18 protein-coding genes are annotated in these 19,515 nt (G+C 55.7%); 10 read left to right on the top strand and 8 right to left on the bottom strand.

Annotated features, from left to right (window positions below):
- Window positions 1-460, bottom strand: a 460-nt coding sequence (locus tag AC2VLR_RS02850; protein WP_486880775.1) for a hypothetical protein, incomplete at its 3' end; no start/stop codon positions are given.
- A 132-nt stretch (window positions 461-592) separates the two neighbouring features.
- Between AC2VLR_RS02850 and dusA the strand changes: the two genes are divergently transcribed.
- Entirely contained in the window at window positions 593-1,573 is a 981-nt protein-coding gene (dusA, locus tag AC2VLR_RS02845; protein WP_486880774.1) for a tRNA dihydrouridine(20/20a) synthase DusA, read from the top strand.
- A gap of 7 nt (window positions 1,574-1,580) precedes the next feature.
- Here dusA and AC2VLR_RS02840 read toward each other — a convergent pair whose 3' ends face one another.
- The 3 genes from AC2VLR_RS02840 to gnd all read right to left on the bottom strand — a co-directional run bounded on the left by AC2VLR_RS02840 (window position 1,581) and on the right by gnd (window position 4,623).
- Window positions 1,581-1,883: an ArsR/SmtB family transcription factor gene (locus AC2VLR_RS02840; RefSeq protein WP_101537189.1), complete on the bottom strand. Its 303-nt coding sequence runs from the start codon at window positions 1,881-1,883 to the stop codon at window positions 1,581-1,583.
- A gap of 253 nt (window positions 1,884-2,136) precedes the next feature.
- Window positions 2,137-3,603: a glucose-6-phosphate dehydrogenase gene (zwf, locus tag AC2VLR_RS02835; protein WP_486880773.1), complete on the bottom strand. Its 1,467-nt coding sequence runs from the start codon at window positions 3,601-3,603 to the stop codon at window positions 2,137-2,139.
- Window positions 3,604-4,623, bottom strand: a complete 1,020-nt coding sequence (gene gnd, locus AC2VLR_RS02830; protein ID WP_486880772.1) for a phosphogluconate dehydrogenase (NAD(+)-dependent, decarboxylating) — start codon at window positions 4,621-4,623, stop codon at window positions 3,604-3,606. It abuts the gene before it with no gap.
- Here gnd and purT point away from each other — a divergent pair.
- Window positions 4,622-5,803, top strand: coding sequence for a formate-dependent phosphoribosylglycinamide formyltransferase (gene purT, locus AC2VLR_RS02825; protein ID WP_486880771.1), 1,182 nt, complete (start codon window positions 4,622-4,624; stop codon window positions 5,801-5,803). The two genes, gnd and purT, sit on opposite strands and share 2 nt — an antisense overlap.
- On the opposite strand, the gene AC2VLR_RS02820 is transcribed toward purT, so the two are convergent.
- Window positions 5,800-6,981 (bottom strand): pyridoxal phosphate-dependent aminotransferase, encoded by a 1,182-nt coding sequence (locus AC2VLR_RS02820; protein ID WP_486880770.1) that lies wholly within the window; start codon window positions 6,979-6,981, stop codon window positions 5,800-5,802. The two genes, purT and AC2VLR_RS02820, sit on opposite strands and share 4 nt — an antisense overlap.
- Before the next feature lie 218 nt (window positions 6,982-7,199).
- Here AC2VLR_RS02820 and AC2VLR_RS02815 point away from each other — a divergent pair, with 218 nt between their 5' ends.
- Entirely contained in the window at window positions 7,200-9,632 is a 2,433-nt protein-coding gene (locus AC2VLR_RS02815) for a heavy metal translocating P-type ATPase (RefSeq protein ID WP_486880769.1), read from the top strand.
- Between the two features lie 63 nt (window positions 9,633-9,695).
- Here AC2VLR_RS02815 and AC2VLR_RS02810 read toward each other — a convergent pair whose 3' ends face one another.
- On the bottom strand, window positions 9,696-10,598 hold the full coding sequence (locus AC2VLR_RS02810; protein WP_486880768.1) for a D-hexose-6-phosphate mutarotase: 903 nt from the start codon (window positions 10,596-10,598) through the stop codon (window positions 9,696-9,698).
- A 153-nt stretch (window positions 10,599-10,751) separates the two neighbouring features.
- Between AC2VLR_RS02810 and AC2VLR_RS02805 the strand changes: the two genes are divergently transcribed.
- The 5 genes from AC2VLR_RS02805 (at window position 10,752) to AC2VLR_RS02785 (ending at window position 15,703) form a co-directional block, all read left to right on the top strand.
- Window positions 10,752-12,629: an ABC transporter ATP-binding protein gene (locus tag AC2VLR_RS02805; protein ID WP_486880767.1), complete on the top strand. Its 1,878-nt coding sequence runs from the start codon at window positions 10,752-10,754 to the stop codon at window positions 12,627-12,629.
- Window positions 12,630-12,737: 108 nt separating this feature from the next.
- Window positions 12,738-13,118 carry a hypothetical protein gene (locus AC2VLR_RS02800; protein WP_486880766.1) on the top strand — a complete coding sequence of 127 codons (381 nt, stop codon included), beginning with the start codon at window positions 12,738-12,740 and terminating at the stop codon, window positions 13,116-13,118.
- A 15-nt stretch (window positions 13,119-13,133) separates the two neighbouring features.
- Window positions 13,134-14,111 (top strand): heavy metal-binding domain-containing protein, encoded by a 978-nt coding sequence (locus tag AC2VLR_RS02795; RefSeq protein ID WP_486880765.1) that lies wholly within the window; start codon window positions 13,134-13,136, stop codon window positions 14,109-14,111.
- Window positions 14,108-14,932: a heavy metal-binding domain-containing protein gene (locus AC2VLR_RS02790; RefSeq protein WP_215844361.1), complete on the top strand. Its 825-nt coding sequence runs from the start codon at window positions 14,108-14,110 to the stop codon at window positions 14,930-14,932. Before AC2VLR_RS02795 ends, AC2VLR_RS02790 begins: the two co-directional genes overlap by 4 nt.
- A gap of 30 nt (window positions 14,933-14,962) precedes the next feature.
- Entirely contained in the window at window positions 14,963-15,703 is a 741-nt protein-coding gene (locus AC2VLR_RS02785; protein ID WP_486880764.1) for a PspA/IM30 family protein, read from the top strand.
- Window positions 15,704-16,098: 395 nt separating this feature from the next.
- Here the strand turns inward: AC2VLR_RS02785 and AC2VLR_RS02780 are convergent, their stop codons facing one another.
- Window positions 16,099-16,524, bottom strand: a complete 426-nt coding sequence (locus AC2VLR_RS02780; RefSeq protein WP_486880763.1) for a PIN domain-containing protein — start codon at window positions 16,522-16,524, stop codon at window positions 16,099-16,101.
- Window positions 16,514-16,774 (bottom strand): prevent-host-death protein, encoded by a 261-nt coding sequence (locus AC2VLR_RS02775; RefSeq protein ID WP_486880762.1) that lies wholly within the window; start codon window positions 16,772-16,774, stop codon window positions 16,514-16,516. Before AC2VLR_RS02775 ends, AC2VLR_RS02780 begins: the two co-directional genes overlap by 11 nt.
- 576 nt (window positions 16,775-17,350) lie before the next feature.
- Between AC2VLR_RS02775 and AC2VLR_RS02770 the strand changes: the two genes are divergently transcribed.
- Together AC2VLR_RS02770 and AC2VLR_RS02765 are read left to right on the top strand one after the other, a co-directional pair.
- The gene (locus AC2VLR_RS02770) at window positions 17,351-18,382 is read left to right on the top strand and encodes an IS110 family RNA-guided transposase (RefSeq protein WP_486880761.1); all 1,032 of its coding nucleotides are present in this window, start codon (window positions 17,351-17,353) and stop codon (window positions 18,380-18,382) included.
- Window positions 18,383-18,712: 330 nt separating this feature from the next.
- Window positions 18,713-19,453 (top strand): MBL fold metallo-hydrolase, encoded by a 741-nt coding sequence (locus AC2VLR_RS02765; protein WP_486880760.1) that lies wholly within the window; start codon window positions 18,713-18,715, stop codon window positions 19,451-19,453.
- Window positions 19,454-19,515 lie beyond the last annotated feature (62 nt).

The raw sequence follows: 19,515 nt of genomic DNA, 5'->3' as shown, positions 1-19,515 counted from the left end.
GTGGTATGCCCCAGGCGGCGCGTGCATAGCGATAGACTACCCGCAACCAGATCAGATCGTTGAGCACGGTGGATGGCCCTGTTCCGGACACGCGGCGACTACGAATATGGGAGATAAGGCGCGGGGCATCAAGTTCAGATGCCATGCATTCTGCAATGGGCAGTCTCCGCAAGAGGAGCAGGTGCTGTAACTTGGTACGGCCTAACGGCTCGACAGTTTGCTTTTCCTCAATGTAGCGATCAATCATCTTGCCAATGGGCAGCGCCGTCGAAGGACGCATAGCCTCTGCGGGGTTTTCACGAAGGGCATGTTCGCGTTCTAATGCCCAGGCTTTGGCCACCGCTTTTTTATGGAACGTCCGGCTCTCACAATGGAAAACTTCCCCATTGCGCTTGAGACGAATCGTTGCGGTATGACGAAGGGTACCATCCTTCTGTTTTCGTGAGACAATAGTCGCCAAATTGGTGCTCCGGTGCAACATGGACGGGGAAACGATTTCATGTTGCACTCTTGTAACACCGGATACGGTAAAATACAAGCTAATGCGGCAAAATACGGCATAATTCGGACGATGGGAATATGAGTCAACCTTATGAATATAAATAAAAATACACTAGAATCAAGTGTTAAGATATTATCGGTTGCGCCCATGCTCGACTGGACGGATCGCCATTGCCGGCATTTTTTGCGGCTGATCTGTCCTTCTTGCGTGCTCTATACAGAAATGCTGACCACCAACGCCCTTTTGCTGGGACGCGACCCCCAACGTTTTCTGGAGTATTCAGCAGCGGAACATCCTCTGGTTCTTCAGGTGGGCGGGGATGACCCCGAAGCGATGCGTCGTGTCTCCTGGCTGGCCAGGGAATATCAATATGATGGCATCAATCTCAACGTGGGTTGTCCCTCGCCACGGGTGCAAAAAGGCAGTTTTGGCGCCTGCCTCATGGCGACCCCTGAACATGTGGCCGAGTTGATGGCTGCCCTGGCAGATAGCGGCCTGGCGGTCAGTATCAAACATCGTCTGGGTCTGGATCGGGAAGAAAGTTATGCGGCCTTGCAGCAATTTGTAGACAGGGTGGCGCAGTCTGGGTGCAGGCATTTTATTGTTCATGCCCGCAATGCCTGGCTGAAGGGGTTGAATCCGGCAGAAAATCGCGAAATCCCGCCCTTGCGCTGGGATTGGGTACAGCAACTGAAACAGGATTTCCCGCATCTGCAGATAGAAATCAATGGGGGTTTCAAAACTACCGCCACGGTGCTTGAACAGTATCCTTTAGTGGACGGGGTGATGATTGGCCGTGCTGCCTACCATAACCCCCTGCTGCTGGCCGAGGTGGAAATGGCCCTAGGCAGGCGCGCGCAGTTACCGGAGCGCGGACAAATTCTCGAAGATCTGATGACCTATACCGAAAGCTGGGGAGAAGCACTACCGGCTCCAAGACTGAGCCGCCATTTGCATGGTCTTTACTATGGAGTTACCGGTGCCGGAGAATGGCGTCGCTTTTTGGGTACTGCAGCCCTGAACGAAAGCGCCGCAGATTTTCTGCGGCGCGCATTGCAACAATTCGCGTAAAAGCCTATCAGGCCAGGACGTGATGACTGATTTCCAGCAGGCGCAGGGTGCGCTGATCACGAATCCGGTAGTACACCCGACTGGCGACTTTGCGGACCAGAATCAGCCCCGAATCCTGGAGCAGAGCCAGATGCTGGGAGGCATTGCTGTGACTGGTATTGATGGCCTTCACCAGATGCTGCATGCTCATTTCGCCGCGCCCCAGCAGGCAGATGATTTTATAGCGCAAAGGATGAGACATGGCCTTGATGACTTCGGAGAGTTGCGCAATCTCCCGTTCGGGGATGATGGTGTTTTCCGTGGTTTTCATGGTAGCTCCTTGCTTGAGTATCGTTAGATAACCTACTCCAGCCATACAGCATGAACTGTGCCACGTTGTTTATCCTGCTGATAAATAATGAATAAAAATAAATTGAGAGGGTTTTTGTGAAAGGTTTATCAGCGAATGCTGTAGACGCTTGGCTACGTTTTTTTTGATGAAAACCTTGTCTACTGATTAATAAACGGTTTTTACTGTTCTCAGAAGGCGACAACCTATCGGGAAGCTGTCGCCCTGGTCCTGGCTAGAGATGATTACGCCAGTAGTGATCTTCTTTATCCATAATGCGGGTCGCTTCATCGGGTCCCCAGGTTCCGGCGGGGTAAGTCAGGATATAATCCGTCTCTCGTCCCCAGGCCTTGAGGATCGGATCCACCACCCGCCAGGCCCACTCTACTTCGTCAAAGCGAATAAACAGCGCCTTGTCGCCCTCCATAACGTCCAGCAACAAGGCCTCATAGGCATCCAGTTCCTGTTCTCCATCCTTGCGATAGGAGGCATTGAGCTGTACCGGGCGGACGCGCATTTCCAGGCCCGGTTCCTTGATCTGGATTTCGGTTTTCAGGCTTTCCGGTTCCAGGGAGAGCAGAATCCAGTTGGGTTCGATTTTTTCGATGCTGGTTTCCCGAAAAAGCTGTTGCGGTGTATGGCGAAAGCGAATGGCGACGCTGGACGTTTTGCTTTCCAGGCGCTTGCCGGTACGCAGATAAAAAGGCACACCGCGCCAGCGCCAGTTATCAATGTAAAATTTGGCGGCCACATAGGTTTCAGTCACGGAGTTGGTTTCAACACCGGCTTCGTCCTGATAACCGGGAACATGCTGATCGTCCACGACTCCCGGACCATATTGGGCACGCATGGCATAGGCGGTCACCGCCGATTTGGGAATGGGACGAATGGAACGGAGCACCTTCACTTTTTCGTCGCGTAGGGTATCGGCTTCCAGGGAGGGTGGGGGTTCCATGGCCACCAGGGTCAGAATCTGCATCAGATGATTCTGGAGCATGTCGCGCAACGCGCCAGCCTGGTCATAGTAGCCGGCACGGCTTTCGATACCGCCCTTTTCGGCCACGGTAATCTGCACATGGTCAATATAATTGCGATTCCAGAGGGCCTCAACCGCCAGGTTGGCAAAGCGATACACCAGCAGGTTCTGGACGATTTCCTTTCCCAGATAGTGGTCTATGCGATAAATCTGTTCCTCGCGAAAATGGCGGTGCAATTGCTCGTTGAGGCGCATGGCACTTTCCAAATCATCTCCGAAGGGCTTTTCGATGACAATGCGATAGTCTCCCTCCTGATTGAATCCGGCACCCGAGAGCTGCTGGACGACCGGAATAAAATCTGCGGGACGGATCGCCAGATAAAATATGGTGGCAGCCGGTTTGTCCGCGCCTTCAGGAGTGAGGGCGCTGCGCAGTTGTTGATAGGATTCCTTGTCGTGAATTTCGCCACGCACATAGCTGAAATGCCGGCAAAAATCATCAAAGTGCTCGGGATGATAATTAGCGGCGTAGGTTTCCAGCTGTTCGCGGAGGAAGTCCTGCCAGCCATGATCGTCCCAGGGGCGCCGGCCAAAGGCGAGAATGCGCATCTCCTTGGGCATCATCCCGGCGCATTCCAGATGATATAGGGCCGGGAGCAGTTTTTTACAGGCCAAGTCGCCGGTGGCGCCAAAAATGACAAACTGACAAATGCACTGATTATCCACTCAGCCCTCCTTTTGTACGGCATGGCCGCCAAATTGGTTCCGCATCATGGCCAAAAGTTTGGCCGCATAGTCGTCCTTCCCCTGTGACGCCCAGCGCATCTGCAGGGCGAGGGTAATCACCGGAGCCGGGATTTTCATGGCCAATGCCGCCTGGGCCGTCCAGAGACCTTCACCGGAATCCGCCACCACTGGGGCAATGTCGGCCAGAACCTGATCTTTCTGCAAGGTGTCCGCTGTCAGATCCAGCAGCCAGGAGCGCACGACACTGCCATAGCGCCACATCTCCGCTACTGCGGCGAGGTCCAGATCAAACTCGGATTTGGCCTGCAAAATGGCGAAGCCTTCTGCCAGCGCTTGCATCATGCCGTACTCGATACCATTGTGAACCATTTTCACGAAATGCCCGCTGCCTACCGGACCGCAATGCAGCCAGCCCTGATCTTCTCCGGGGGCCAGGGCTTTGAGGAAGGGGGTCACCCGGGCTACCGCTTCCTGACTGCCACCCACCATCAGGGCGTAGCCCTCTTTCAATCCCCAGACTCCGCCGGAAACGCCGGCATCCACATAATGTATCCCAGCGGCCTCGACTTTGACGGATTGGGCCATGGAATCTTCATAAAGCGCATTGGCGCCATTGACCAGGATGTCTTCTTTACTGAGCAGCGGCAGCAACTGGTCAATATGAGACTGAGTAGCTTCGCCAGCAGGTAACATCAACCAGATGACCCGGGGAGCAGGGAGTTTCTGGACCAGCTCCTCCAGAGTGTTGACCGCATGCATGCCGGTTTCCTGGGCCAGATCGACAGCCTTCTGGGTATGGCGATTGTAAACCGTGACATTCATGCCTTTCAGATGTAAACGTCGCGCCATGTTGGCGCCCATCCGTCCCAGACCAACCATGCCTATAGCGGGTTTACTCATGTCCAACTCCTTTGCGTTTGCGTCTGTCGGGAAAATGATATGCTTTGAGTATAGACTTGTTCTGCTTTCATTGTTTTCTGCATAAGGAAAAAACCGCATGAAACTGGGTACTCCGTGTTCTGCTTCGGCAACCAGACTGATGATGCTGGGTGCCGGAGAGCTGGGAAAAGAAGTATTGATCGCTGCCCAACGCCTGGGTGTCGAGACCATCGCGGTGGATCGCTATGCAGATGCGCCCGCCATGCAGGTCGCTCATCGCGCCTATGTGCTGGATATGACTGATCCCGAAGCCATCCTGGCCCTGGTCAGGCGCGAGCAGCCTCACTACGTAGTGCCGGAAATCGAAGCCATTGCTACGTCTGCCCTGGAGCACATTGAAAACTCGGATATGGCAATGGTGATTCCCTCGGCCCGGGCTGTGCAACTGACCATGGATCGTGAAGGGATCCGCCGTCTGGCTGCCGAACAACTGGAACTGCCGACCTCTCCGTATCGCTTTGCCGGGACTTTGCCGGAACTGGAAGCGGCTGCGGCGGAACTGGGTTTCCCCTGTGTGATCAAGCCGGTCATGTCCTCCAGTGGCAAGGGACAATCGGTGGCCCGCAGCGCAGCGGAATTACCCCTGGCCTGGCAGGAGGCGCAAACTGCCGGGCGGGTGGGCGCGCAAAAAGTCATTGTCGAAGGTTTTGTGGATTTTGATTTTGAAATCACCGTGCTGACGGTGCGTTCGGCTTATGGCACGGTGTTTTGTCCGCCCATCGGTCATCGTCAGGAAGCCGGTGATTATGTGGAGTCCTGGCAACCCCAGGCCATGTCCCATAAGGCTCTGGAAGATGCGCAAAATATGGCACGGCAGGTGACGGATAATCTCGGTGGTCGGGGATTGTACGGGGTGGAATTTTTTGTGCAGGGCGAGCAAGTCATTTTCAGTGAGCTGTCCCCCCGGCCTCATGATACCGGCCTGGTCACCCTGGCCAGTCAGCGTCAGAATGAATTCGAATTGCACCTGCGGGCTATTCTCGGTTTGCCGGTGGATCCGGGGTTTCGCAGGGCTTCGGCTTCGGCGGTGATTCGCGGTAAAAATACCGGATGGGGGCCTTGTTACTCTGGCCTGGACACCGCCCTGGCGGTGCCCGAAAGTGATATTCGCCTTTTTGGTAAACCCCAGGCCCAAAAACTCCGGCGTCTAGGCGTGGCAGTCGCTTGCGGAGACGATGTGGAAGAAGCCCGGGGCAGGGCGCGCAGCGCTGCTGCGGCTATTACCGTCAGCCCGTCCTAATTTTTTACGAAGCGTTCGATGCGATCCAGGGCCATTTCCAGATTTTTGTCGCTGGTCGCAAAGGACAGACGAATATGACCCGGCGTGCCAAAGGCTGAGCCGGGTACTACAGCCACGCCTGCCTCCAGCAGAGCCTCGGCCAGTATCAGATCGTCCTTTATGCCCTTGGCCTGCATCAGCTCCTGAAAGCCGGGAAAGCTGTAAAAGGTGCCATCCGATGGCAGTACGGCCACACCGGGGAGGCTTTGCAGGCGTCCGTACACGTAATCATGGCGACGGCGGAAGGCGTGTACCATTTCATGAATGGCCGCATCTCCGCCTTCCAGGGCAGCCTGGGCGGCTACCTGGGAGATGGAAGTCGGATTGGAGGTGCTTTGCGACTGGACAGTGTCCATGGCGGTGATGAGTTCCCTGGGGCCGGCGCAATAGCCAATCCGCCAGCCGGTCATGGCGTAGGCTTTGGATACGCCATTCATGATGATGCAGCGCTCTTTCAGGTCGGGGCAGGCGTTGGCAATATTGACGAAAGATTCTTTCTGAAACAGGATTTTTTCATACATGTCATCGCTGGCAATCAGAATGCGGGGATGACGGCGAAGTACTTCTCCCAGGGCTTCCAGCTCGCTGCGGCTGTAGGCCACACCGGATGGATTGGAAGGACTGTTGATGACCAGCAAGCGGGTATTCTCGGTGATGCTGGCTTCCAGCTGCTCAGGCAGGATTTTGAAATGCTGGGTCGCATCGGTATCAATGATCACCGGACAGGCTTCGGCGAGCAGGACCATGTCTGGATAGGATACCCAGTAGGGAGCGGGAATAATGACCTCATCTCCGCTGTCCAGCAAGGCCTGACAAAGATTGAAAAAACTCTGTTTGCCACCAACCGAAACCAGGACCTCATGGGGTTGATAGTGGAGATGGTTATCCCGGGCGAATTTGGCGACGATGGCGGCTTTCAGCTCGGGAGTGCCACCGACGGCGGTATATTTGGTAAAACCGCGCTGTATCGCCTGGATTGCCGCATCCTTGATATATTCCGGCGTATCGAAATCGGGTTCGCCGGCGCCAAGACTGACAATGTCCTTCCCTTCGCGACGTAGCTGCTGTGCCCGGGCAGTAACGGCAAGTGTCGGTGAAGGGCGCACCGCACTGACGCGGCGAGAGAGGCGAATATCCACGATGTTAAACTCCAGCAATCATTTTCGGCGGGTGCGCTCATTGCGCACAAGAGCGCAAATGATAAGCATCCTTCACGTAAAATCAACTGTTTTGCAACGCTACCTGCGTCTGCATGGGATCAGAGGGCATTGATTGACATTACAACTGGCTACAAGGATATGATCTGTTCCGTGATCATATACGGTTTGTCGCCTTCACATAGTGGAATGGGAGCGAGATGAAACATCTGGAAATCGGTGTCGAGGGCATGACCTGCGCGTCCTGCAGCAGTCGGGTGGAGCGCGCTTTGAATCGTCTACCGGGGGTGCAGGCCACAGTCAATCTAAGTACCGAACGGGCGGCGGTGGACTTTGATCCGGCGCAAATCAGTCCGAAAGAGCTGAGCGCCGCGATTACGGAGATCGGTTATCAAGTGGTCGTGGCCAGTGCGGAACTGGAGGTGGACGGGATGACCTGTGCCTCTTGCAGCAGCCGGGTGGAAAGGGCACTCGGCAAGGTCCCCGGAGTATTGTCAGCCAGCGTCAACCTCGCCACAGAACGCGCCATGGTGGACTATCTGCCCGCGAGTACCACTCCGCAGCAGCTGATTGCCGCCATTGTTGACGCGGGATATGCGGCGCGATCCATGGACGCGGGTAACACGCCGGAAGATCGCAAGACCACTTTACTGCGGCAGATGCGTTTTGACTTGATATTGGCCGTACTGCTGGCCTTGCCCGTTTTGCTGCTGGCCATGGGCCCCATGCTTTTTACCGGGTTGGGCACCTGGTTGCAGCAGCTCGCCCCTTTTCCCCGATTCTGGGACTGGGTGCAGGCGGTGCTGGCGATGCTGGCGCTGGCAGGTCCGGGTCGGCGTTTTTTCCGTCCCGGGCTGATCGCCTACCGCCACTTGTCCCCCGACATGAATTCCCTGGTGGCAACAGGGACCGGAGCCGCCTGGCTATTCAGCATGATGGTGCTGATATTTCCGGAATGGTTCCGGCAGGTCGGGGGGCACGTCTATTTTGACTCTGCAGCTGTGGTAATTGCCGCCATTCTTCTGGGCAAGTATCTGGAAGAACTGGCCAAGGGGCGGGCATCGGCGGCGCTTCGGCATCTTGCCAGCCTGCAGGCCAAAGATGCCCTGCTGATCAGGAACGGAGAGGAGCAGCGGGTACCTTTAGATCAGATCCGGGCGGGGGATCATCTGCTGGTCAGGCCCGGGGAGCGCCTGCCGGTGGATGGTATTGTGCTGGAAGGAGAATCGTCGGTAGATGCTTCCATGCTGACTGGCGAGCCTCTTCCCGAGTACAAGCAAGCCGGGGACGCGGTGATGAGTGCTACGGTCAATGGCACTGGACGATTGATTATTGAAGCCAGGGCCGTTGGTCAGGATACGGTCATGGCGCATATTGTTCGCATGGTCGAGCAGGCCCAGGCGGGCAAATTGCCGATTCAGGGGCTGGCCGATCGCGTGGTCCGGGTATTCACGCCACTGGTCATCGGTATTGCTCTGCTCAGTTTTGTCCTCTGGTTGCTGCTGGGACCGAGCCCGGCCATCAGCATCGCGCTGTTGTCAGCGGTGGCGGTGCTGGTGGTGGCCTGCCCCTGTGCCATGGGTCTTGCGACTCCCGCAGCCGTCATGGTGGGCACCGGGCGCGCTGCGGAACTGGGGGTGCTGTTCCGCAGGGGGCTGGCCTTGGAAACCCTGGCCCAGGTGAACACGATCTGTCTGGACAAGACGGGTACCCTGACTTCGGGAAAGCCTACGCTGGGGGAAATCAGGGCGGATAATCCCCGGCGGGTTCTGGAACTGGCGGCTGCTCTGGAATCAGCCTCGGAGCATCCGCTGGCACAGGCTATTGTCAGGGCTGCCAGGGAAAAGGAAATCAGCCTGCCCCCCGTCAGTCATTTTCAGGCTACCCCCGGACGCGGCGTGGCGGGGATCGTGCAGGGTCAACAGGTGCTGCTGGGTTCTGCGGCGTGGATGCGGGAGCAGGGCATCGCCACGGACACATGCGATCTGGTGGATATGCAATCAGTTGGAACCCGGGTTTATCTGGCCGTGGAGGGGCAGCTGTCGGGTAAAATCGTTATTCAAGATCAACTGCGCCCCGAAGCGGCAGCCGTCATCCGCCAGTTGGCCCGTATGGGTTTGCGTCTGGTGATGATTACCGGCGATAGTCAGGCTGCGGCGCGTCAGCTGGCGGAAAGCCTGCAATTGCCCATATTTCATGCCGAGGTGCTCCCCCAGGACAAGGCCAATATTGTCAAGCAGTTGCAAGGTCAGGGGGGCAAGGTGGCTTTTGTGGGCGACGGGATCAATGATGCTCCCGCTCTGGCTCAGGCGGATGTGGGTCTGGCCATGGCCACCGGTACGGATATTGCGATGGAGACTGCCGACCTGACCCTGACCCATGGGGATCTGGCCGCACTGGTGACGGCCATACAAGCGTCGCGAAAAACCATGGCGACCATTCGTGGCAATTTATTCTGGGCGTTTTTTTACAACATTCTTTTGATTCCGGTGGCCGCAGGGGTGCTGATACCCTGGGGTTTTCAGCTCAATCCCATGCTGGCGGGACTGGCCATGGGCATGTCTTCGGTATTTGTGCTCAGCAACAGTTTACGTTTGAAATGGATGCGGCCCTGGATGGCTCGCCCGGCTTGAACGGGTAGCTTCCAGAACTTTTGCGAGGCGTTCCGTTCACGGGCCTCGCGCAAAAGAGCTTTATCAGAGAGGTTCAGCGCTGTAACGTACGCTCAGGGTATGGGTTTGGCCTGGTTGCAGCTGCAGCGTATTCTCGGCGGCATTGGCCGATTCCACACAGAGCATCTGTCGCCATCCCTCCGGGGTGAAGTCGCCCATGGCGGTAGCTTTGTCGGCCCATGGCGTCCACACTACCGTAGAATCTGCCTGTTGCTTGCTGATGCGAATACGGCGATGCATGCGCGGGTCATGAATGACGCAATCACTTGGGGTGTTGACGTATATCCGGTCGGTTTCGCCGGTAAAAGTAATATTGCCTTCCTGATGTTGGCGGGTAAAACCGATGGTTTTGTCGAGATACTCACAGCCATCCAGCCCTTCCAGATAAACTGACTGAATGTCGCCTACCTGGAAATAAGTATGCAAGGCTTCACCCAGGACAATGCTTTCGCTGCCGCCATTGTGGGTTGTCAAATGCATTTCCAGGGTTTCGGAAACTACGATCTCCAGACTCACCGAAGTTGCATGGGGCCACTGCGTCCGGGTGTCTTCGGTGGGTTCCAGAGTCAGGATGATGCGGGTGCTGTCAGCGCTGCTGGAGCTGTCGCTGACGGTCCACAAATGGGTGCGGGCAAAACCATGGGCGGGAAATTGCGGATTATCGGGATGCGGACCAAACCAGGGCCAACAGACGGGAACCCCGCCGCGAATGGACTTGCCGACGGCAAAACGGGATTTTTCCGAAAGCCAGATCAGGGGGTCGTACTGGGAACGTGGTTGAAAGGCGGTGAGGTGGGCGCCTTGCAGGAACACACTGGCGCTGGCGCTACGATTGCGAATATCCGCAAAAATTTGTCCACCGGGACCAAAGCGAAAAAAAAGATGTTCGGGAATGGCATAACGATTCAGCGCATCAAGTGATTGCATGGATTTTCCAGGGCGTGAGAAAACTTTGGATATATTGCGGCGGGAGGCGCTTGCCGGTCAATCAAGACCTGCTGCAGACCCTCTATCCGCAAGATAAAATCTGCCAGCAGGCGTATACTGCGGCATCCCTGAAATCTACCGACAAGGTGACAAGTGGCTCAAAATCCCTGGCAGCGTCCGGTCAATAAAAATCTCTGGGTACTCTGGAAGCTCAAGCCCTTTCTGCGTTCGCGTCTGCTGCTGCTATCCGCTTATTTGCTGGCCATGCTCTTCAGCGCGGCGGCTTCTTTAGTGTTGCCCCAGGGTGCGCGTTTCATTCTGGACAAAGGCTTTCATAGTTACCAGGCGCTGCTCTGGATCAGTATAGCCCTCCTGTTGTTGGGCATGTTTACTGTCGCCATGCGCGGCCTGCGCGATGGTTTGGCCACCTGGCTGGGGCAGGGGGTGGTGGCGGATTTGCGGACGGCGGTATTCAGCCATGCCTTGCATCTTCCCGCGATTTTTTATGAAACCTTCCGCACCGGTGAGGTCATTTCACGACTGAGCAGTGATGTCACCATTTTGCGATTTGGTTTGACGGGGGTGCTGGGGCGCAGCTTGCAAAGCGGGATCACCCTGATCGGCGCTCTGGTGATGATGCTGGTTACCATGCCCCAGTTATTGATTCCGGGGCTGATCACCTTGCCGCTGCTGGTATTTGTGAATCTGCGCTCCGGGCGTCTGCAACGCGGTTACAGCCGCAAGGAACAGGATTATCTGGCGGATTTGAGCGCCCATACGGAAGAATCCATCAACGGCATTCGGGTCATCCAGGCCCTGACCCTCGAACCCCAGACCGAAACCCGCTATCGCCGGGATATTCACTTCTTGCTGGGACAGGTCTGGGCGCGGGTGAAAGTGCAGTCATGGTCCACTTTTTTGACGGGTAGCCTGGTATTTCTCGCGCTGAGTGCCATGCTTTACCTGGGTGGGCTGGCGGTGCTGGAAAAGCAGGTAGGAATGGGCGTGCTTGCTGCATTTTTGCTGTACGCCCTGATGGCGGCGACTTCTCTGGCTTCCCTGGGGGAATTATGGGGCAGTATGTCGCGTTTGGCCGGAGCGACGGAACGTCTGCTGGCCCTGCTGGACGAACAAGTGGAGCATGGCGGCGCAGTACTGCCCGATATCCGGGATCCCGCTGCCCTGAAACCGGAATTTGTCGCGCCAGACCGGGCGGGGGATTTTCCCGCAATACCTGCATTTTCGCTGCGTTATCCCGCACGTTTGACTTTGGAACATGTCGCTTTTCGTTACCCGTCGCGGCCGGATGTGCCCGCTATTACGGATATTTCCCTGGATGTGGAGCCCGGCGAAACCGTCGCTTTTGTGGGCGCTTCCGGGGCGGGTAAAAGCACCGTGTTTTCTTTGCTCATGCGCCATTATCAACCCAGTGAAGGCCGAATTTTGCTGGATGGCACCGCCATCGATGCCATGCCCCTGCGCAGCTTGCGTCAGCAATTGGCGGTGGTCCCCCAGCATCCGGTCATTTTCTCCATGAGCATTGCCGAAAATATTATGATGGCCCGACCCGATGCCGACGAGGCCGCATTACAGGCGGCGGTACATGCCGCCCGGGTGGACGAATTTTCTGATCGACTGGAAGCCAGACTGCAAACCCATGTGGGCGAAAAAGGCGTGACCTTGTCAGGTGGGCAACGCCAGCGCATTGCCATCGCCCGTGCCATTTTGCGCAATCCCCGGGTGTTGATTCTGGATGAGGCCACCAGTGCACTGGATGCCGAAAACGAGCGATTGATTCAGGAGGCGCTGGCCAACTTGACCGCCCAGCGGACTACCCTGGTGGCTGCCCATCGCCTGGCGACCATCGTCCATGCCTCCCGTATTGCGGTACTGGATCAGGGGCGTCTCATTGGCCTCGGTAGCCATGAAGATTTGCTGGTTAGCTGTCCTACCTATCGCCAATTTGCGGAATTGCAGCGACTGCACGAACAATCTTCAGAATTAGCCGTAACCTCCAAAAAACGCGCCTGAAAAAAAAGCGAACTATAGTCAAAGCTGGCGGTCTGAAATAAAGCCTTTGCCTTTATGGGGAGGTATTACGGGAAGGCGTTGTGGCAAAAAAAGGGTGGGAGGCCCTCCATGAGCACAGATTTTGACCAAAGTACCGCCTGGATCAGGCGTGCACAAAGCGACATGAAGGCTTTTATTGAAGGATTGGCGGCTCGACTGGAAGGGGATATGCCCGGCATGGTCGAAGTCCAACGCAAAAAAGATGGTTTTTTTGCCAAAACCAGTCATGTTCACATTATCACCATTCATACGGATAACAATGATTATCTGCTGACCCAGGATGGCGCACATGTTTCCACAGTCCGGGCCAAGACGGTCCGTGGTGTGGTCCTCAAACACGAGGATTTACCCCTTGCTGTCTGGCTGGAAAGTCTGGTGAAAGATCTCGGAGATTTATCCGGTGAAATGCAGGGCGCCAGCAATACATTGCACGATTTTCTCATGGGCTAAGCCCAAGGAGGCGCTATGTCCATTTGGGACAAGATCAAACACGGTATTGAAAAAGTCGCCCAGGATGCCCAGCGTGCGGCCGAAAATCTGGGACACAACGTGAGTCAGGGGGTTCGTTCGCAAACCCCCGAAGAAATGCAGCGCTATTCCGAGTGGGAACAGGCCCTGCAGCAGCACCGCCTCCCCGATTTCGTACAAAGTCGCCTGTTTCAGACCAGTCAGGGACATTTGCCCTGGATCAGTACGGCCAGTGCCGCCGAGTTGCTCTTGCAGCGTAGTCATGGCGTTCAGCCTATTGGTATGGTGACCGGTAATTGCTGGTATCACTTTGGCTATTCCTGGACCCAAGGGCACTACGATGGCTGGCATACGGCCGTCGAGCGTATGCGTCTGGAAGCCATTGCCCTGGGTGCCAATGCCATTGTCGATGTGCGCATGAAAGTGCGGCACGGCGAAGGGGATGATATGGATTACGGGGTAACCGGCACGGCAATTCGTCTGGCGGGTATTCCTCCGGCGGCCGTGCCTGTGGTGGCTACCGTATCGGCTCTGGAATTTGTGCGCTTGCTGGAAGATGGCGTAGTTCCCGTCGGCATCGCCATCGGCGCCAATTTTGACTGGTATATGCCGTGGATGGGAACCGTTGCCGATCAGGCTGCGCAGCAGGCGCCTTTTGCGGCCCGCTACTGGAATATGGAAATCACCGATCTTTCCACTTTTCAGGAAAATGTCCGGCGCCGGGCACTGTACGATCTGCGCGAGGATGGCCGCAAGATGGCCGCCGGTGTCCTCGGCCACACCAGTTATACCCAGATGTTCAAGGTGCCCGCTGATCAGGACAACCCCGAACGCTTTCTCTGCCGCCACATCAGTATTGGCACCGCCATCAGCTATTTACCGAAAAACCCGCCGCAACATGAACTGCTGGCCATGGTATCGCTGGCGGATCATCCCTTGACCCGTGCTGCTCACTTAAAAAAGGATTTGATATGACCGATAGTGCAGAACATCTCGCTCCCCATGCCGTGGAACGTCTCAAAGGGCTGCGTTCCCAGGGTAGTCATGAAGGTATATTTACTTCAGATTTGTCCGTCAATGAATTTGTGATGGTGCGCAAGGCCAACTTTGAGCCTTTGGGACTGGTGGTCGGCTCCTGCATTTATCACATGGGTATCCAGTATGGAAACTGGAATCAGAACATGGAAATGGATGTACTCTCCCAGGCCATGTATCAGGCCCGGGAACTGGCCATCAGCCGCATGGAACAGGAATCTATCTTGTTGCAAGCCGATGGGATCGTCGGGGTACGTCTGGAAGTGAAGCGCATGGAATGGGATCAGGATATTCTCGAATTCATGGCCATTGGTACGGCTATTGCCCATCGCAGTGGCGCCTCGGGTTTCAAGGGGGTCGGTGGTAAGCCTTTTACCAGCGATCTCAGTGGCCAGGACTTCTGGATGCTCTTGCAGGCGGGGTATCGACCCATGGAAATGGTCATGGGCTCCTGTGTGTATCATGTCGCGCATCAGGGGCTGCTGAAATCCATGGGCAACATCGGCCGCAATACGGAAATGGAGCAATTCACCCAGGCCATGTATGACGCCCGCGAACTGGCCATGGAACGGATGCAGCATGAGGCCCAGGAAGCCCAGGCGGACGGCATTACCGGCGTGCAACTGCATGAAGGCAGCCATAACTGGAAACCCCATATCATCGAATTTTTTGCCGTCGGTACGGCAGTGAAGGCCATGGAAAATGCCGATGCTCTGGTGGACGGTCTGAGTCCGCAACTGGTCATCCCGGTCAACGATTAAAGCGCGATAGTCATCGCAAGGAGTGTATTCATGTCATTATTCAAGCATGCTTCGGAAATATTGCAGGGCAAGATCAATCATTTTCTCAATAATGCTGAAGATCCTTCGGAAACCCTGGATCTTTCCTATGAAAAAATGATCAGCAATCTGCAGGAAACCAAACGCCATTTAGCGGATGTGGTTACCGAAAAGGTATCACTGGAGAGCCAGATGGCGCAGGCGCAAAAAGCGGCAGATAAGGCGGATGCCGATGCCAAAACTGCGCTGGCCGCCAATCGCGAAGATCTGGCCCGGGCCGAACTGACCCAGAAACAGTCTGAACTGCAGAAGCTCGCGAGCCTCAAGGAAGCCCACGATGCGGTAGCGGCGCAATCCCAAAAGCTGCAGGACTATGAACAAAAACTGCAGGATCATATTGAACAGTTCCGCACCCAGAAAGAAGTCATGAAAAGCGAAATGACGGCCGCTTCGGCAGAAGTCAAGGCGGGTGAATCCCTGACCGGTATCGGCAAAGGCATGGATGATGCTGGCGAAGCCATGCGCCGGGCCCAGGACCGTACTCAGCAGATGGAATCCAAGGCCACCGCCATGGATGGACTCATTGAATCGGGCGCTTTGAATGATCCTCTGGATCATCGCAGTCAAACGGACAAGGAAATGGATCAGGTACGGGCCAGCAGCGGGGTGGATGATGATCTCGCCCGGCTGAAGGCAGAGATGGCCAAGGAGAAGTCAGGGGCCGCTGCAGGGGATGGCACTGATAGCCACTGAGTGTTGCTCAGCACGCTTAAAGTAGCCCAGGAAGAATTTTTCTTCGAGAGTTGTCGAGTCTGAATAGGGTGAGATTTAGCAACGGTAAAAAATGCAAGTAAGCATAAAAAAGGCCCAGAAAAATCTGGGCCTTTTTTTTGGTGCGCTCGGAGAGAGTCGAACTCCCGACCTACTGGTTCGTAGACCATCGCCGAGCAGCGCATTTTTCTGGATAGATTTCCATGAAACAGGGCTGACTTCCAATCGGTTGTCATTTTTCCGCTGTTGAATGACCGCAATCAGTCTTTCACAGACACTCCAGAATTCGGGCCTAGCCAATCCTCCCGATAGCTAAACTTTAGCGTAACCCAATGTCTGGTACCGCCGATCAGAGCCTAATGGAGGCAGAGCAGCCTTCAGCAGCTATCAAGATATATAGATATGGTTTCTGTCGTCCAGGTTGCCACACCGGCACCAAAGAAATCTCGATCCTCCGTCCAGATCGGACAATCCAGCAGCAGGGACGCCGCTACCGCCGACCAATCCCGTTCGTCTCTCCGGGCAATTCTGGCTTTTGCGGCAATTTCTACAGGCGACAATGTTTCCTGGCCAATCAACTGTATGGCCGTCATAAGCGTATCTAACGCGTCCCGCCACACCACTTCGGATATCCCCCGGGCGGGGGCCAATTCTGCTAAGTAGTGCTTGGCTTCGTCATAATTTTCTTCGGCCACATAGAAACTGACCCTGTCACATGCATCGGCGATGAGCAATCGTACTCGCAGCCCCAAGACAGCACGAATCAGGATGTTGGCGTCTACAACCAACCGCCTACGCGGCATGAGCTTTTTTGCGCCATTTCTTGAACCCCGCTACCAGTTCGTCCTCTGTGATACCCATGTGTTCCATTTCTTCACGCATTCGCCGTCCTGCTTCGAGCAAAGCATCTCTTTCTGATTGGCTGGGTTTTTTAGGAACCGGGATGTAAAAGCCGATGGTCTGCCCATGTCGTGTAACCTCAATGGGCATTGAGGCTTCGAGATATTCGGCCAATTTGTCGCGTAATTCCCGCACTCCTACACGCAGGCTCATGATCGCCTCCTTTCTGCCGCGATGTGTACACAATATAATACACAAGTCGAGACCTATCAAGCTGAGGCACATTAAATCTTTCGCACCCCATCCCAGCGGAATACGTGGGCTCTGGTTGCCTGACTCGCGAAGGAACGCTCTGCAGCGTAACCGGCCATTCACGCACCCGATAAAGCCGAGGCATCCACCCCATCTCCAAGCGAAGCCCTGGCCGCAGGGTTTGATGCCGACATACTCGAACAACAGGACCTGCTTCAGGACATGCTGGAACAGCGCGTTGCGGAAATCCTGCAACAGGCGCCCTGCCCGATGGATGCCGAGGGAGAACGGCTGTTCCGCGATCTGCAGTGACCATGAGTCCGCCCAAACCGGACAGATCATCAGCTCGGGCTGTCAAACAGCGTTTAAAAATGACCAGGTAACAGCGTCTAATTTTGACCAGTTTTAGAGATGTAATGGATGCCTCCCCCTACAGGACCGGCAGCGGGGAGTTTCATGAGGGAGTCCCCGCTTGATCCGGACGGCATCAAGGTGCCAAGGTGGAATTTTCCACAGTATGGACAAGGAGGACTCGTCATGGAGATTACAACGTATGGATTGGATTTGGCAAAAAAGGTCATGCAATTGCACTGGGTGGACATGGAAACTGGCGAAATTCATCGCCAACAGTTGAAGCGCCGGGCGCTCCTGATGTTCTTTGCGAACCATGAACCGGGCATCATCGCGATGGAAGCCTGCGGCAGTGCGCATTATTGGAGCCGGGAACTCCGCAAGCTCGGCCACGAGGTGCGTTTAGTCGCCCCTCAGTTCGTGCGCCCCTTCGTGAAGACCAACAAAACCGATGCGGCCGATGCGGCGGCTATCTGGGAGACGGTGCAACGCCCGGAGATGCGGTTTGTGGCGGTCAAAAGCGAAGAACAGCAGTCCATTCTGGCCTTGCACCGCATGCGGGAGCAGCTGATCAAAATCCGCACCATGCAGGTGAATCAGATCCGTGGCTTGCTGTATGAATTCGGTGCGGATCTACCCCAGAGTCGCCAGCGGGGACTGAAAGCCGTGCCTGACGCTTTGGCGGATCTGGAAGGTACGGTATCCCCGATGATGATGGAAACGGTACGTCAGCAGTTAAAGCGCCTTGGCGAGATGGACCAGGACATTGCCGATATCGAGCAACGCCTGATGCGGTGGAAGAAAGGCCAGGAAGCCGTGACGCGGTTGATGGCCATCCCCGGTGTGGGGCTGCTCACCGCCACCGCCATTATCGCCACAGTGGGGGATATGAAGTCCTTTCGCTCCGGGCGGGAGTTTGCCGCGTTTCTGGGGTTGGTGCCGCGCCAGAGCGGGACGGGTGGTAAGGTCCGGTTGCTGGGCATCAGCAAACGGGGAGATAGCTATCTGCGCACATTGCTCACCCATGGAGCCCGCGTGGTCGTGAACTTCCAGATCAGGAACCGAAACCCCTGGATCGATAAACTGCTCAGCCGACGGCCCCACAATGTGGTGGTCGTGGCACAGGCCAACAAGATGGCCAGAACCATCTGGGCACTGCTGGTGAAGAATACCGAATATGAAGCCAATTACGGCAGGAATGCGGCGGCTATATCGTAACAGTGACCGAATTGTTGATGTTCAGCAAAAGGAGTTGCGCAGGCGGATAAACGATTGATGGCAAAACAGGTCAGACCGCAGGAAAGAGAACCTGACAGGTCTCTGTCCTAATAAGGACGCTTCGGAGATTCTGAATAAGATTCATATCATTATAAGGAGAGGATACAAGGGTAGTTGCAGAGCAGTGTGTAGTGATGTGTCTCGCTGCGCAAGAGGATTTTGCGATCCTTCGATAGAGGCAGGCTGATTCAGCTTCAGGTTGACAAAGGGAACTAGTCTTACTAGTCTAATTATTGCATAATTTATTAACTATTAAATATGAGGTGACCCATGTTTTTCAAACAACGCAGCAGTGCCGACGGGACCTTGTCCTATTTTTATGGCTGTGGCGGGAAGGGATTTGCGGTGGCGGTAGATGTGGTCGCCGGTGATGAGGCTTGGTTTATGGAGGAGGCGCAAAAGGCCGCTGTGAAGATCAGCTTCGTGATCGACACCCATATCCATGCCGATCATTTGTCCGGTGGTCGGAAACTGGCAGAGCTGACCGGTGCCCCTTACTGTATGCACGAGAGCGATACCGACAAAGTGCATTTCCCCATCCGGGGTTTGCAGGACGGCGAGGTATTGGAAACGGGGAATGTCATCACCAAAGTCCTGCATACCCCCGGCCATACCCCTGATAGTATCTGCCTGTTGGTCAGTGATCTGCGGCGCAGTAGTGACCCCTGGTTTGTGCTGACCGGTGACACGCTCTTCGTCAGCGGGGTCGGTCGGCCCGATTTGGGAGGAACCCCGGAGGAGATGGCGGGCCGGATATTCGACAGTATCCATGCCAAACTGCTTACCTTGCCCGACGATCTGGAGATATTCCCCGGCCATGCGGCGGGCAGCGTTTGCGGTGCGGGGCTGTCTGGCAAACCCTCCTCCACCATCGGCTTCGAGAAGCGCTGGGACCCCTATCTGTCCCTGACCGACCGTGATGCTTTCATCCGTGAACTCACGGCCAATATTCCCGAGCGGCCCGCCGAGATGGATCGCATCGTGGCCGTCAATCTGGGCGCGACGGCATGAATACGGATACAGTGCGCTTTGCTCTGTTTGCCGAGGTTTTTGCGGCCCTGGCCCATCCCAAG

This window comes from Acidithiobacillus sp. TH-A117, from assembly GCF_057473465.1.
The sequence above is the reverse complement of the archived record's forward strand: the minus strand, read 5'-3'. Positions and strand labels throughout refer to the sequence as shown.